The organism is Actinoplanes xinjiangensis (assembly GCF_003148685.1).
GTDB lineage: Bacteria > Actinomycetota > Actinomycetes > Mycobacteriales > Micromonosporaceae > Actinoplanes > Actinoplanes xinjiangensis.
Genome location: NZ_QGGR01000018.1, coordinates 96,984 through 111,260, shown reverse-complemented (window position 1 = coordinate 111,260; position 14,277 = coordinate 96,984). Strand labels below are relative to the sequence as shown.

The window sequence follows — 14,277 nt, the reverse complement described above, 5'->3', positions numbered from 1 at the left end:
GGGTCTTCGGGTCTCAGGTGGGCGAGCCGGGACGGAGTCGGGCGCGCAGGTCGGCAGGCGTCGTGACCGGGCGGTCGCAGACGAACCCGCGGCACACGTAGGCGGTGGCCGCGCCGTCGATCAGCGGGCGGTCGGCCAACAGCGGCACACCCGGCTGGTCGGGGGTGCCGACGACGATCACCGAGCCGCCCGGCGCATCCCGGAGAGCGGCCTCCACCAACGGATCCGCCGGATCGGTGGTGGCCACCGCGATCTCGAAGGGCCCGGCCAGGGCCGCCTCGGCGACGGTCGCGGCATAACCGGCGAACCGCGGATGCCCCTCGATCAGCGGCCCGAGGGTGGCCAGAGCCGCGTCGGCCGCCTCCCGGTAGGACGTCTCACCGGTCAGCGCCGCGTAGGCGACCAGGGCGGCGCAGATCGCCGACGCGCCGGACGGGGTGGCGTTGTCGGTCGGGTCGGCCGGGCGGGTGAGCAGCTTCTCCGCGTCGTCGGCGGTGTCGTAGAAGCCACCCTGCCCGGTGCCGAACCGGGCCAGCGCCACATCGAGCAGCTGCCGGGCCAGGTCCAGCCAGCGCGCCTCGCCGGTCAGCTGGTGGACGGCCAGGAACGCCTCGGCGACACAGCCGTAGTCCTCCAGCACGCCGGCCGGCTCGCCGACCACACCGTCCCGGGAGACCCGGCGCAGACGGCCGTCGACCAGGTGCCGGTCGGCGAGCACCTCGGCGAGGCGGATCGCCGCCGCCCGGGACTCCGGCGCCGGGTGCTCGGCCAGCGCGGTGATCGCCAGCCCGTTCCAGGAGGCGACCACCTTGTCGTCGCGGGCCGGCTGCGGCCGTCCGGCACGGGCGGCGAGCAGCCGCCTCCGGACGTCACGCCAGCGCTCCACCAGCGACGGGTCGGCCTCGTCGATGTCGCGGGCCAGCACCAGGACGCTCTTGCCGTGCTCGAACGTGCCCCGCGTCGTGACCCGGAACAGGTCGGCGGCCCACGTGCCGTCCTCCACGCCGAGGGCTCCGGTCAGCTCCGCGGGCGTCCACGCGTAGGTCAGGCCCTCCACGCCGTCGGTGTCGGCATCCAGCGCCGACGCCAGACCGCCCTGCGGGGTGCCGAGGTCGCACAGCAGGAACGCGGCCGTCTCGTCGGCGATCCGGCGGGCGAAGGCGTCCCCGGTGATCCGCCACAACTGCGTGTACGCCCGGAGCAGCAGCGCATTGTCGTACAGCATCTTCTCGAAGTGCGGCACCGTCCACGTGGCGTCCACCGAATACCGCGCGAACCCACCGGCCAGCTGGTCGTAGATGCCGCCCCGGCCCATCTGTTCACAGGCGTGCCGGACGATCTCGAGCGCCTCGGGGGACCCGGTCCGCTCGTGGTGGCGCAGCAGGAACAGCAGGTTCATGTGCGGGGGGAACTTGGGGGCGTCGCCGAACCCGCCGTACCTCTGGTCCTGCTCCTTGGCGAGGCCGGCGGCCGAGGCCGCGAGCAGCTCGGCGGAGATCGGCGCCGTCGGGCCGCCGACGAGCTGGGCCCCGCCGACCGCCTCGACGACCGCGGCACCCTGCTGGATGACCGCGTCGCGCTGATCGCGCCAGGCCTCCCCGACCGAGGAGATCAGCCGGGCGAACTGGTCCTTCGGGAAGTAGGTGCCGCAGAAGAACGGCCGGCCGTCGGGCGTGGCGAAGACCGTCATCGGCCAGCCCCCCTGCCCGGTCATCGCCTGTGTCGCGGTCATGTAGACGGCGTCGACGTCGGGCCGTTCCTCCCGGTCCACCTTGATCGCCACGAAGCCGGCGTTGAGCCGCGCCGCGATCGCCTCGTCCTCGAAGGACTCGTGCGCCATCACATGACACCAGTGGCAGGCCGCGTAGCCGACCGAGATCAGCACCGGCACGTCGCGCCGCCGCGCCTCGGCGAACGCCTCCTCCGACCACTGCCACCAGTCGACCGGGTTGTCCCGGTGCTGCTGAAGATAGGGCGAGGTGGCATCAGCGAGACGGTTGGCCATACCCCCAGACTATGCGGTGTCGTCGGCTCTGAGCTGCGTGACATTCGCCGGAGCGGAACGGGCCAGCTGGGTCAGCGCCGACACGATCCGGTCCGCCGGCATCGGCTTGCAGAAGTGGTAGCCCTGCGCGGACGGGCAGCCCAGCGCGATCAGGGCGGCACGCTGCTCGATCGTCTCGATGCCCTCGGCGACCACCCGGACGCCGAGCCGGGCGCCCAGTTCGACGGCGGCCCGGACGACCGCGCCGGCCGCGGCCGAGTCGATCATCTGGTCCACGAACGACCGGTCGATCTTGATCTCGTCGACCGGCATCCGGGTGACCGAGGCCAGCGACGAGAAGCCGGTGCCGAAATCGTCCAGGGACACCTGCACGCCGGAGGACCGCAACCGGGCCAGCACCTCGTCGACGATCTCCTGCTCGCTCACCGCCACCGATTCGGTGATCTCCAGGACCAGACGGGACGCCGGGGTACGGTGCCGGCGCAGCGCCTCGGTGACCTGGGCCGGGAAGGTCGGGTCGGTGAGGCTGCGGGCCGACACGTTCACCGAGACCGGCACCTCGATGCCGGCCGCGGTCCAGTCCGCCGCCGAGGCCAGGGCGAGGTCCAGGACCCGCCGGGTGAACGGGATGAGCAGCTCGCTGCGCTCCACCGCGGGCAGGAACTCGCCCGGCGACAGGTAGCCGCGCCGCGGGTGCCGCCAGCGGACCAGCGCCTCCACCCCGGTCGGCGCGGCGGTCACCAGGTCCACGGCCGGCTGCAGGTGCAGCATGATCTGGTCGTCGGCGGCGAACGCGTCCTGAAGGTCGGCGAGCAGGGCCAGCTGGTCGGTGCTGCTGACGTCCTGGCCGCTGTCGTACGTCCCGACGGTGACGCCCAGCTCCTTGGCCCGGTCCACGGCGATCGACGCCCGGCGCAGCAGCTCGGCCACCTCGGCCTCACCGGCGGCGGCCACCGCCACGCCGACGGTCACCTCGACGGAGAGCCGGACACCGGCGGCCTCGACCGGCAGCCGCAGCTGTTCGACCAGTTCCCGGGCGCGGCGCAGAGCGGCCGGCAGCGGGGTGTGCCGGGTCTGCTGCCACGCCGGGTCGGTCAGCGTGGTCACCGGCAGGAGCAGGGCGAACTCGTCGTCACCGATCCGCGCGACGAGTTCCCCGGGCCGGGCCAGCGCGGTGAGCCGGCCACCGGTCAGCCGCAGCACCTCATCGCCGCCGCCGTGCCCGAGCGTGCTGTTGACCTGGCGGAAGCCGACGATGTCGAGCAGGAGCAGGGTCACCTGCCGGTTCCGGTCCAGCGAACGGAGCAGCGGGTCGCCCTCACCGGCCAGCGCGACCCGGTTGAGCAGACCGGTCAGCGGGTCGTGCAGAAGCTCGTGGGCGGCTCGCGCGTCCAGTTCGGCGATGCGCTGGTGGGCCGCCGCGTCGTGCAGCGCACCGGCCAGGGCCTCGCCGAAGGCCGCGATCGCCGCCTCGTCGCGGGGCCCGGGCAGGCCGGCACCGCCGAGCCAGACGGTGAGTTCGCCGAGCGGTCGGCCGGCGACGACCATGGTGCGGGTGACCGCCGCACCGGACCGGGTGCCGGCGACGCCCTCCAGGCCGGGGCCGTCCTGCGCGTACCGGCGGCGGCCGTGCCCGGTGTGCACCTCCAGCTCGGCGCGGCTGGCGCCGAAGACGTCCAGGGCGCCGCGCAGCCCGGCGCGGGCCACCTCGGCCTCGCTGGCGCCGGGCATCCGGGCGGTGGCGGCCGCGAAGGCCTGCCACATCCGGCGTTCCTCGGCGGCGCGCAGGTGGAAGCGGTAGGTGCGGTGCAGCAGCCAGAGGACCGGGCCGAAGGCGAGGAGCCAGAGCGGTTCCCGGATCAGCGCGTAGACCGCGAGGACGCCGACGACGACGTTGCCGACCGACATCGGCAGCTTGGCGTAGAGGACCCGGGCCGCGATCTGGCCGGGCTGCGCGTCCCGGTGCAGCATCAGGGTTAGCACCACCAGGCCGAACGTGATGAGCAGGTACGTGCCGGCGCCGGCGGCGAGGGCCAGCGGGAGCCGGGCGCTGTGCACCGGGACGTCGCCGGCCAGCAGCGAGGTGACCAGCACGGCACCGGCGACGCCCAGGGTCATCGAGGCGACCAGGTGGACTATCTCGGCGACGTTGCGCAGGCCGGTCAACCAGGCGAGCAGCAGCCAGGCGGCGCCGGTGCCGGCCAGGGTGGCGGCGGGCAGCCAGCCGGCGGGGGCGATCACGAAGCCGACCACCACGGCCGCCTCGGCCCAGCTCACCGAGACCGCGTCCGGGCCGAGCCGGAACCGGAGGCCGGCGAGCTGTGCGATGGCGGAGAGGACGCCGGCCACACAGACTCCGGTGACCGCGGACAGCGGGCGGCCGTCGGCGGCCGGCACGGGCTGCAGGGCGCCGAGGAGGACCGCGGCGGCCGCGGCGATCACGACGACGGTGGTGAGGATCCGCACCGGGCGGGGGCGGCCGAGGGCGCCGGCGGCACTGTTCCAGGACTCGCGGACGGCTCTCACGGCGACATCCGCGGGCGCACGGCACGATGCACGTGCAGATCGATTACGGAGAGTCGGCGCCGGACAAGTGGCATGTCGGCGCCCCCTTCCGCGCAGGGTCCCAGGGGCCGTGCGGCCCCCGGCGGAAGGCTAAATCAATCCTGATGAACGCAACAGGGCTTGACGCGGTCGACACGGACACACTCGCCGCGCGGGGGTGGAAACCACGCGCGGCGACGGGCCGGCCGGATGATCAGGAACGCTCGGCGCCGTCGCGCGAGCCGGGTCCGCCCGGCTCGTCGCGCACGGCTGCCACCTCGGGTTCCTTCGCCTGGTCAGAGGCCACCGATCGATCGGTCTCGACGCCACCGGCGACGGCGGCACCGGAGCGCTCACTCATCTCGCCGGTGCGGGCGACCTCTGACACACGATCCCGCTCAGATGCAAGAGGAAAACTGTCGGGAAGCCGACGGATTCGCTTGTTCATGTTGCGGATCAACAGAACGGTCGCCACACACATGAGGACGATGAGGAACAACCCCATCGGACCGGCCAGGCCGCCCGATCGGGTGTCGCCGAAGTTGTTGACCGCGAAGAACTCCACGCCCCCAGCGTACTGCTTCAGTGACTGCCGACCTTCTCCCGGATGCCTGCGAACAGGTCGGACTCGGGAAGCGGGCTGTCGACGAGCGAGCGGGCCAGCTCGAAGTCCTCGGTCGGCCACACCTTCTGCTGCATCTCGAGCGGGATGTGGAACCAGAACCCGTCCGGATCCACCTGGGTGGCGTGGGCGCGCAGTGCGTCGTCGCGGACCTCGAAATACTCTCCGCACTCGACCCGGGTGGTGATCTTGTCGCCCCGGTCGTCCCGGTCCGACCACTTCTCCAGCCACTCCGCATACGGCGAGTCGAGCCCCGCCGCCAGCATGCCCTCGTGCAGGGCGAGCATCCGCGCCCGGGTCCATCCGGAGTTGTAATACAGCTTCAGCGGCTGCCACGGCTCGCCCAGCTCCGGGTAGGCCTCGGGATCTCCGGCCCGCTCGAAGGCCACCACCGACACCTTGTGGCACATGATGTGGTCGGGGTGCGGGTAGCCGCCGTTCTCGTCATACGTCGTCATGACGTGCGGCCGGAACTCGCGGATCAGCTTGATCAGCGGCTTGGCCGCCTCCTCCGGGTCCTGGAGGCCGAAACAGCCCTCCGGCAGCGGGGGCAGCGGGTCGCCCTCGGGCAGCCCGGAGTCGACGAATCCGAGCCACGCCTGGTCGACGCCGAGGATCTCGCGCGCCCGGTCCATCTCGGCGCGGCGGATGTTGGTGATGTCGGCGAGCACCTCGGGCTTATCCATCTTGGGGTTGAGGACACTGCCCCGCTCCCCGCCGGTACAGGTCGCCACCAGCACCTGGACGCCCTCGGCGACGTATTTCGCCATGGTGGCAGCGCCCTTGCTCGACTCGTCGTCGGGGTGCGCGTGCACGGTCATGAGACGCAATTGCTCGGCCACGGTTGTTGAGGTCCTCTCGACCAGGCCTGCGCTCGGCGGGCCGGGATCGGCTGCGAAGATGGAACCCTGCCATTCTGGCCGATCCCCCCGACAACAAACGCACGAGAGGTCGTCAGGTGAGCGAGACGCACGCCACAGCACCGGTCTTCCCGCCCGGCCGGTACGGCCGTCGCCGTGAGGGCGGACGGCGTCGCCTGCTCCCGATCGTGGCCACCGTGATCTTCGGTGTGGGGATCACCGGCCTCACCTATGCGTACTACGAGAAGTACGGTCAGACCGACTACACGGCCGACATCATCGGCTGGAACATCCCGTCGGACACCGAGATGGTGGTCGAGTTCCGCGTCCGGGTGCCGTCCGGCGGTGCCGCGATGTGCATGGTCCGGGCCCGCGACTACGACGGTTTCGAGGTCGGCCGTCAGGCCGTGACGGTGCGGGCGCCCGAGGGTGGCGGCGCGGTCGAGGTCAGGCAGCCGGTGACGACCGGGAGCAAGGCCTCGGTGGGCGATGTGATGGGCTGTCGCGCCGCGGGCTGACGTCGCCACGTCGAGATCCGACACCATTTCACCTTCCGGGCGCCCCGCCTACCGCTGGTAAGCTTGGTAATTCGCTGCGTTCAGCATGACGCCTTCCGGGCGGCATGTTTCGACCCCGTGTAGTGATTCCCAGCTCGTGTAGTGATTCCCAAGCCCGTGTAGTGGTTCCAGCCCGTGTAGTGACACTGCCCAGTTTCAGCAAGGAGATCGACCGTGCCCAGTTCCGAGGCGCCGAAGACCTGGCTCTCCCAGGACGCTTACGACCGGCTGCAGGCCGAGCTCGACGAGTTGATCGCCAACCGGCCGGCGATAGCGGCGGAGATCAATGCCCGGCGTGAGGAAGGCGACCTCCGCGAGAACGGTGGATACCACGCGGCGCGTGAGGAGCAGAGCCGCCAGGAGGGCCGCATCCTGTACTTGAAGGAGTTCCTGCGCAACTCGGAGGTCGGCGAGATCAAGGCCGCCGACTCGGTGGGCCCCGGCTCGGTCGTGACGATCTACTTCGACGACGACCAGAACGACACCGAGACCTTCCTGCTCGGCTCGCGGGAGATCGCCTCCACCACCAAGCTGAAGGTCTACAGCCCCGAGTCGGCGCTGGGCAAGGCCATCCTCGGTTCCCGCCCCGGCCAGACGGTCACCTACGCGGCCCCGAGCGGCGCGGACATCAAGGTCACCGTGGTCGAGTTCGGCCCCTTCGAGGGCTGATCCCCCGATCCTCGTCAGGAGCCCGCGGCGACCATGCCGCGGGCTCGTTCATGTCACGGGGTCGTGTCGGCCAGCAGTGCCACCCGGTAACCGGCGTCCCGCAGCGCCTTGATCAGCGCCGACGAGTGGGCCGGCCCGCGGGTCTCCACCGACAGCGCCACCTCCACCTCGCCGAAGCTGAGCCGCGGGCTCTGCCGCGAATGGTTCACGTCGACGACGTTCGCCCGCTGCCCGGCGATCTCCCGCAGCAGCCGGGCCAGCTCTCCCGGCCGGTCCGAGCAGCGCACCGCCAGCCGCAGGAACCGGCCCGCCGACGCCAGCCCGTGCTCGATCACCCGCAGCAGCAGCATCGGGTCGATGTTGCCGCCGGACAGGATCGCCACCACCGGGCCACCGGACGGCACGTGGGCACCGGTCAGCAGGGCCGCCGCCGCAGCCGCCCCGGCCGGCTCCACCACCGTCTTGTGCCGCTCCAGCAGCACCAGCAGCGCCGCCGACAGGTCCTCGTCGTTGACCGTGACGACCTCGTCGACCAGCTTCGCGACGTGCGCGAACGTCAGATCCCCGGGACGCAGGACGGCGATGCCGTCGGCGATCGTCGCGCACGACTCCAGCTTGCGCGGGGCACCGGCGGCGAGCGAGGGAGGGTACGCCGCCGCGCCGCTCGCCTGCACCCCGATGATCCGGATGTCCGGCCGCAACGCCTTCGCCGCGACCGCCAGCCCGGAGATCAGGCCACCACCGCCGACCGCGGTCACGATCGTCGCCGCCTCCGGGCACTGCGCCAGGATCTCCAGCGCGACGGTGCCCTGCCCGGCGATCACGTCCGGATGGTCGAACGGGTGGATCAACACCGCCCCGGTCGTACGGGCGAAGTCGTGTGCCGCCTCCAGCGCGTCGTCCACGCTGGTCCCGGCGTACTCGACGGCCGCGCCGTACCCCTTGGTGGCGGAGACCTTGGGCAGCGGCGCGCCCTCCGGCATGAAGACGGTGGCCCGGGCACCGAGCAGACCGGCCGCGAGCGCCACCCCCTGCGCGTGGTTACCGGCGCTCGCCGCGACCACGCCGCGAGCCCGCTCCGCAGCCGAGAGGCGGGAGATCCGGGTGTACGCCCCGCGCACCTTGTACGACCCGGCGCGCTGCTGGTTCTCGCACTTGAGCCAGACCGGCATCCCGGTGATCTCGCTGAGTGGCCGCGACGGGATCAGCGGCGTCTCCTTGACCACCCCCGCCAGCAGATCGCGGGCGGCCTCGACGTCGGCGAGGGTGAGCAGGTCGAGAGAGCTACCGGCAGCGGTCATGGACACCAATCGTGCCATCGACGATCACACCAGTGCGTGCCGCTGCCAGGGATTCGCCACCTCGAATTGGCCGGCCACCGAGAGCAGCAGCAACTCCGATCCGGGCGGGCCGACGAGCTGGATCGCGAGCGGCAGGCCGTCCGGGCGGAAACCGACCGGCACGACGAGCGCGGGGAGTCCGGCGTAGTTCCACGGCGCCGCGTACGGCGCGTAGGCCGCGTTGGCCCACATGTTCTTGCGCCAGGCCGACGCCGAATAGAGCACGGCGGGCGGCGGCGTGGTCGCCAGGGCCGGGGTGAGCAGCAGGTCGACCGACTTGTCGGCGAAGAACTGGGTGGACCGCTCCCGCCACGCGTCGCGCTGCTTCTGCCGCACCAGCCCGGCCTTCATCGCGGCCCGGCCCAGGGCGATGTGCCGGCGGGTCCGCGGCTGGAGGCGCTCGATCGGCAGGCCCTCCGAGTTCACATACGCCCCGGCGAACCAGGTCGCCAGCACGCCCAGAGCCACGCCGGTCGGGTAGACCGGGTCGGCGGTGACCGTGTCGTGCCCGACGTCGACGAGCAGCTTGGCGGCCTTCGCGACGGCCGAGACGTTCGCCTCGTCCGGTTTCACCCCGGCCGCCGGGGAACGCAGCGAGACGCCGATCCGCAGCCTCGCCGGCTCGACCAGCTTGGCCGGGGACTGACCGGCGAGCACCGAGAAGCCCAGCACGGCGTCCGCCACCGTGGTGGTGAGCACCCCGTTCTCGACCAGGCCGAACCAGTCCTTGTCGCCGAAGTCGACCGGGACGACGCCGCGGCCCGGCTTGAGCCCGACCAGGCCGCAGCAGGCGGCCGGGATCCGGATCGAGCCGAGCCCGTCGTTGCCCTGCGCGATCGGCACCAGGCCGGCGGCCACCGCGGCGGCCGAGCCACCGGACGAGCCACCCGGGGTCCGGTCCAGGTCCCACGGGTTGCGGGTCGGGCCGTCCTCGTCGTCGGTGACGGCCCACAGGCCCATCTCCGGCATCTTGGTCACCCCGACCACGACGGCGCCGGCGCCGCGCAACCTCCGGACCACTTCGTGGTCCACTTCAGCGACCTCGGGGGTACGCGCGGCGGCCGAGCCGTGCCACGTGGGCAGCCCCGCCACCGCGGTGTTCTCCTTGACCGCCACCGGCACCCCGGCGAGCGGCAGGTTGGCCAGGTCCTCCTGGTCGTCGACCTTCTCCGCCTCGGTGATCGCCTCGCCGCCCCGGACCACCCGGAAAGCACCGAGGGCCGGGTCGGAGATGGCGATCTGTTCCAGGTGGTCGGCCACGACCTGGGTGGCGCTCGCGTCACCGCGGCGCACCGCACGGGAGATCTGTTTGGCGGTGGCGCCCACCCAGGTCGTCGAGTCCATCGCGCAGCTTCTCCAGCGTCGGTCTGTTATCCGAGAGCCTGCTCGAGATCGGCGAGCAGATCGTCAACGGTTTCGATGCCGACAGACAGTCGCACGAGATCGGCGGGAACTTCAAGCGCTGAGCCCGCAGCCGACAGATGTGTCATCTGACCCGGGTGCTCGATGAGCGATTCGACACCACCGAGCGACTCCGCGAGCACGAAGAGCTTCGCCCGGTTGCAGACGGCGATCGCCGCCTCCGGGCCGCCCGCCGCGCGGAACGACACCATGCCACCGAACCGGCTCATCTGCTTGGCCGCGACCTCGTGACCGGGGTGGGTCTCCAGCCCCGGGTAGAGCACGCTCGCCACGGCGGGGTGCTCCCTCAGGTAACCGACGATCCGCTCGGCGTTGTCACAGTGCCGGTCCATCCGTACACCCAGGGTCTTGATGCCCCGCAGCGTCAGCCAGGCGTCGAAGGGACCGTTGACGCCGCCCATCGCGTTCTGGTGGAAGGCCAGCTCGTCGCCGAGCCCGGCGTCCGCGGTGACCAGCGCGCCGCCGACCACGTCGGAGTGCCCGCCCAGGTACTTGGTGGTCGAGTGGATCACCACGTCGGCGCCGAGGGTGATCGGCTGCTGGAGGTACGGCGAGGCGAACGTGTTGTCCACCGCCAGCATCGCGTCGTACTCGTGGGCGAGGCCGGCCAGTTGCGCGACATCGTTCACGTTGAGCAGCGGGTTGGTGGGCGTCTCGGACCAGATCAGCCGGGTGTGCCCGGGGCGGAACGCGGCCCGCACCGCGTCGATGTCGTCCAGCGGAACGGCCGTCCAGTCCAGGCCCCAGCGCTCGGCGACCTTGCTGAACAGGCGGAACGTGCCGCCGTACGCGTCGTTCGGGATCACCACGTGGTCGCCGGGGCGGCACACCGTACGCAGAAGGGTGTCCTCGGCCGCCAGGCCGCTGGCGAAGGCCAGCCCGCGCCGCCCGCCCTCGATCGCGGCCAGGCACTCCTGGAGGGCGTCCCGGGTCGGGTTACCGGACCGGCTGTACTCGTAACCCAGGCGGGGGGCGCCGACGGCATCCTGGGCGTAGGTACTCGTCTGATAGATGGGTGGCACCACCGCACCGGTCCGCGGGTCCGGCTCCTGGCCGGCGTGGATGGCGAGGGTGTCGAACCCGTAGCTGTTAGCCGTCATGTTGCGCAAGGCTAGTCTCACCTGATGGCGGACTGCGTGTTCTGCGGCATCGTGGCGGGATCGATCCCGGCTTTCACGGTCGCGTCCTCCCCGGCCGGTATCGCCTTTCTCGACGTCCGCCCCGTTTTCCAGGGCCACGTTCTGGTCATCCCCCGGCCGCACATCGTGACGCTCCCCCAGCTCGACGCCGACCTTCTGCCGGATTACTTCCGTTTCGTGCAGCTGATCTCCGCCGCCGTCCCGGCCGCCCTGGACGCGCAGGGCACCTTCGTCGCGATGAACAACGTCGTCTCCCAGTCGGTACCGCACCTGCACACCCACGTCGTGCCCCGCACCAAGGGCGACGGCTTGCGAGGGTTCTTCTGGCCCCGCCGCAGGTACGACAGCGACGACGAGGCCACCTCCGTCGCGGAGACCATCGGTAAGGAATACCTCCGTCTCAGCGTTACCGACAGCGGACGAAGGGAGTGACCGTGTTCCTGCGGCACAAGAAGTTCGACCTGCCCACCGCCGACACCGCCCTGCCCGGCCGCCTGATCTCGATGCCGGTCGCCGACCGTCACGAGGTCCTCGGCACCCCGCTGGAGGGCCCCTGGCCGGCCGGCCACGAGGTCGCCGTCTTCGGGATGGGCTGCTTCTGGGGCGTCGAGCGGATCTTCTGGCAGCTGCCGGGAGTCCACTCCACCTCGGCCGGGTACGCCGGCGGGTTCACCGCCAACCCGTCCTACGAGGAGGTGTGCTCGGGCAGCACCGGCCACAACGAGGTCGTGCAGGTGGTCTACGACCCGGCGAAGGTCAGCTACGAGCAGCTGCTGAAGGCCTTCTGGGAGAACCACGACCCGACCCAGGGCATGCGCCAGGGCAACGACGTGGGCACCCAGTACCGGTCGGCGATCTACACCACCACCGAGGCCCAGGCCGAGACCGCGCGGGCGTCCCTCGGCGCGTTCCAGCCGGTGGTGACGAAGGCCGGGCTCGGTGAGATCACCACCGAGATCAAGCCGCTGACCACGTACTACTACGCCGAGGACTACCACCAGCAGTACCTCGCCCCCACCAAGAACCCGAACGGTTACTGCAATCACGGCCCTACAGGGCTTAACTACTGTGCCCCTAATCTTGGGCTCAACAGCACGCCCTAAAGACCGCAGAACACCTGAACACCGGCTAGTCATCTGCCCCCTCCTCGGTTGACCTTTGCGGTCCGGCCGGGGTTGGGGTTCCCTGGCCGGACCGAACACAGGTGCTAGCGGCGGAGGATCGAAACGGCCGCGACGAGCTGAGCCAGCGCCGCGATGGCCGTGACCGCGACGATGGCGAGCCGAAGCGTCCCGTCGTCAATCTGCCACTGGCCGGCGGCCACCATCAGCGACGGGACGGCCGTGAAGAAGGTGCCCGTGGCATAGGCGGCGATGCGAACTACCGCAGGACGGTGGTCTTGATTGACGTGACGAGATGCGGGCTTACTGGGTAGTTTGGACAAGTCGTCCTCCGTCTAGGGGCTGTGGAAGGCATCCGATGGGGTGGGCGATGTGAGGGCGATTCGCTGGCCGGCGGATCGCCCTCTAGTCATTCGTGAGGTAGTCATGCGCTCTTCTCGGGCTCGCCCGAGAGGTGCAGTTGCGCAACGGAGCACCGCCCTGACTACTGCTCGCGTTCGGCTCGACTCGATCGACGTTCATGCCTTCTAAGCTGCCACTTTGTCGCGACGACGTCCAGGATTTAGCCCGATCCGTCCAGTTTGCGTCTCCACAAACGACTGTCCCGCACAGGCAGTTCGACCATGAGATCGCTGAACTGGTGAGTACGCGGACGGCCGCGTAGAACAACCTTGGCAGATTCGCAAATCATCATTAATCGGTCGTAAGGCCTCTGAAAGACCGACGATGCGCGCCGCCTTATTCTCGCCATGCGTACACGCGATCCGCCGACCGGCACCGTCGACCTAGCGCATGAGGTGCCGCCTCCGGCGCCCGGCCCGTCGTGTCCTCGCAATGAACCTGCAGCAGGTCTGCGCACTCCAGGCCTAGCGCTACTCATCAGACGCAGTTGTCCTTCGCAGGCAAACGAAAGCAAACGTAAGGATGGCGGCGATCTGCGAGCCGTTGCCTTCACTGCGGAATTCCTAACGCGCCAATCCAGGTACTTGCAGCCCGCTCCCAACGGGCTCTCCTGCCCCGTGGGCGTCGCCGGCACCGAGTGACCCGACTACGCGGGACGGGCTCTCCTGGAGGAGTCCGTCCCGTGTGACGATGACGAGAGGGACGGCCGTCGGCTGCCCGGACTGTCAGGCCTTAGGGTGCGGCATGAACTCGATCAGAGCGCGGCGGCTGCTCACCGTCCATGCGATTGCGGTAGCCGCGCTCACTGCGCTCTATGGCTTGCTGGCCGCCGTCGCCCTGGGCGCACCGGACGCCGGCCCGACCTCCGGCGTCGCGCTGCTACCGGCGTGGCTGCCGCTGACGCTGCTGGGGATGCCCTGGTCCCTCGTGTTCTGCGCGAACCCCTACGCCTTCGACGGTCTCAGCGAATTCGGGCATCACGCGGTGATCGTCGGACCCGCGTGGCTCAACCTCGCCATCCATGCCGTCGTCTCCAGGGTGCGGGCCGCCCGATCGGAGTCTCCGCCGCAGATGCCCGCCGACCTGCCTTGACGGCCCAGAAGCGCCGGCCTGAACACCCATAGGACCTGGTGGCAAGTCGGCGGGGAGGATTTCACGCTGGCGATCGAAAAAAGTCGACATGTCCGGAAATCCCGCTCAGACTCGACAGCGAGCCAGCGGGAGGTGGATGTGAACCCGATCTACCAGCACAACGAGAGTGAACAGGATGCCTGGGACCTCGCCGAGTCCCTGATGCAGCAGGCCCGCGCGATGATGCGGGAGGCCGAAGTGGCCCTCGACACGTGGCGGACCGGTAAGGAGATGAACCGGCTGCGCTGTGAGCGCCGCGGCATCAGCACCACCGATGCCGAGATCCGCTGGTCCGCTTCGTCCAATGCGAAGAACGCGCTGACCACGAACAACTTCAGCACCGGCCTGGCGACGATGTATTACAACGCCGCGACGGCGAACTACGCCCGCGCCCTCTATCTGCACGTCACCGACTTGACACGAGGATGACGGCGCAGCCGGGGCGCAGCGATGCCCGGCCATACG

14 protein-coding genes are annotated in these 14,277 nt (G+C 70.6%); 6 read left to right on the top strand and 8 right to left on the bottom strand.

The annotated features are described in order from the left end of the window. Positions 1-13: 13 nt before the first annotated feature. The 4 genes from BC793_RS32655 to mca all read right to left on the bottom strand — a co-directional run bounded on the left by BC793_RS32655 (position 14) and on the right by mca (position 6,013). Positions 14-2,005, bottom strand: coding sequence for a thioredoxin domain-containing protein (locus BC793_RS32655; protein ID WP_109599592.1), 1,992 nt, complete (start codon positions 2,003-2,005; stop codon positions 14-16). 9 nt (positions 2,006-2,014) lie between these two features. Beyond that, positions 2,015-4,531, bottom strand: coding sequence for a bifunctional diguanylate cyclase/phosphodiesterase (locus tag BC793_RS32650; RefSeq protein ID WP_109599590.1), 2,517 nt, complete (start codon positions 4,529-4,531; stop codon positions 2,015-2,017). Between the two features lie 232 nt (positions 4,532-4,763). Further along, positions 4,764-5,114 carry a hypothetical protein gene (locus BC793_RS32645; protein ID WP_109599588.1) on the bottom strand — a complete coding sequence of 117 codons (351 nt, stop codon included), beginning with the start codon at positions 5,112-5,114 and terminating at the stop codon, positions 4,764-4,766. Positions 5,115-5,131: 17 nt separating this feature from the next. After that, a complete protein-coding gene (gene mca / locus BC793_RS32640) occupies positions 5,132-6,013 on the bottom strand; it encodes a mycothiol conjugate amidase Mca (protein ID WP_109599586.1) in 882 nt (293 codons plus the stop codon). 116 nt (positions 6,014-6,129) lie between these two features. Here mca and BC793_RS32635 point away from each other — a divergent pair, with 116 nt between their 5' ends. Together BC793_RS32635 and greA are read left to right on the top strand one after the other, a co-directional pair. Then, positions 6,130-6,549 (top strand): DUF4307 domain-containing protein, encoded by a 420-nt coding sequence (locus BC793_RS32635; protein ID WP_109599585.1) that lies wholly within the window; start codon positions 6,130-6,132, stop codon positions 6,547-6,549. Between the two features lie 213 nt (positions 6,550-6,762). Continuing rightward, a complete protein-coding gene (greA, locus tag BC793_RS32630) occupies positions 6,763-7,257 on the top strand; it encodes a transcription elongation factor GreA (protein WP_109599583.1) in 495 nt (164 codons plus the stop codon). Between the two features lie 53 nt (positions 7,258-7,310). On the opposite strand, the gene ilvA is transcribed toward greA, so the two are convergent. From ilvA to BC793_RS32615, 3 genes are read right to left on the bottom strand one after another with little or no spacing between them, the layout of a single operon-like run. Further along, positions 7,311-8,558, bottom strand: coding sequence for a threonine ammonia-lyase (gene ilvA, locus BC793_RS32625; RefSeq protein WP_109599581.1), 1,248 nt, complete (start codon positions 8,556-8,558; stop codon positions 7,311-7,313). A 24-nt stretch (positions 8,559-8,582) separates the two neighbouring features. Next, complete coding sequence (locus BC793_RS32620) at positions 8,583-9,941, bottom strand: amidase (protein ID WP_109599579.1); 1,359 nt, start codon at positions 9,939-9,941, stop codon at positions 8,583-8,585. Between the two features lie 26 nt (positions 9,942-9,967). Further along, positions 9,968-11,119 carry a cystathionine gamma-synthase gene (locus BC793_RS32615; protein ID WP_109599683.1) on the bottom strand — a complete coding sequence of 384 codons (1,152 nt, stop codon included), beginning with the start codon at positions 11,117-11,119 and terminating at the stop codon, positions 9,968-9,970. 24 nt (positions 11,120-11,143) lie between these two features. Here BC793_RS32615 and BC793_RS32610 point away from each other — a divergent pair, with 24 nt between their 5' ends. Then, on the top strand, positions 11,144-11,590 hold the full coding sequence (locus tag BC793_RS32610) for an HIT family protein (RefSeq protein WP_109599577.1): 447 nt from the start codon (positions 11,144-11,146) through the stop codon (positions 11,588-11,590). A 2-nt stretch (positions 11,591-11,592) separates the two neighbouring features. Continuing rightward, positions 11,593-12,261, top strand: a complete 669-nt coding sequence (gene msrA, locus BC793_RS32605) for a peptide-methionine (S)-S-oxide reductase MsrA (protein WP_109599681.1) — start codon at positions 11,593-11,595, stop codon at positions 12,259-12,261. 104 nt (positions 12,262-12,365) lie between these two features. Here the strand turns inward: msrA and BC793_RS49080 are convergent, their stop codons facing one another. Then, positions 12,366-12,602, bottom strand: coding sequence for a hypothetical protein (locus BC793_RS49080; RefSeq protein WP_146246529.1), 237 nt, complete (start codon positions 12,600-12,602; stop codon positions 12,366-12,368). Between the two features lie 823 nt (positions 12,603-13,425). Between BC793_RS49080 and BC793_RS32600 the strand changes: the two genes are divergently transcribed. Then, entirely contained in the window at positions 13,426-13,773 is a 348-nt protein-coding gene (locus BC793_RS32600) for a hypothetical protein (RefSeq protein WP_109599575.1), read from the top strand. A 138-nt stretch (positions 13,774-13,911) separates the two neighbouring features. Then, complete coding sequence (locus BC793_RS32595; RefSeq protein WP_109599573.1) at positions 13,912-14,241, top strand: hypothetical protein; 330 nt, start codon at positions 13,912-13,914, stop codon at positions 14,239-14,241. Positions 14,242-14,277: the final 36 nt, after the last annotated feature.

Excerpts from the sequence above, each read along its gene's own strand:
- BC793_RS32620 (WP_109599579.1), bottom strand. The coding sequence starts at position 9,941 with ATGGACTCGACGACCTGGGTGGGCGCCACCGCCAAACAGATCTCCCGT.
- BC793_RS32610 (WP_109599577.1), top strand. The coding sequence starts at position 11,144 with ATGGCGGACTGCGTGTTCTGCGGCATCGTGGCGGGATCGATCCCGGCT.
- BC793_RS32600 (WP_109599575.1), top strand. The coding sequence starts at position 13,426 with ATGAACTCGATCAGAGCGCGGCGGCTGCTCACCGTCCATGCGATTGCG.
- BC793_RS32655 (WP_109599592.1), bottom strand. The coding sequence starts at position 2,005 with ATGGCCAACCGTCTCGCTGATGCCACCTCGCCCTATCTTCAGCAGCAC.
- BC793_RS32615 (WP_109599683.1), bottom strand. The coding sequence starts at position 11,119 with ATGACGGCTAACAGCTACGGGTTCGACACCCTCGCCATCCACGCCGGC.
- ilvA (WP_109599581.1), bottom strand. The coding sequence starts at position 8,558 with ATGACCGCTGCCGGTAGCTCTCTCGACCTGCTCACCCTCGCCGACGTC.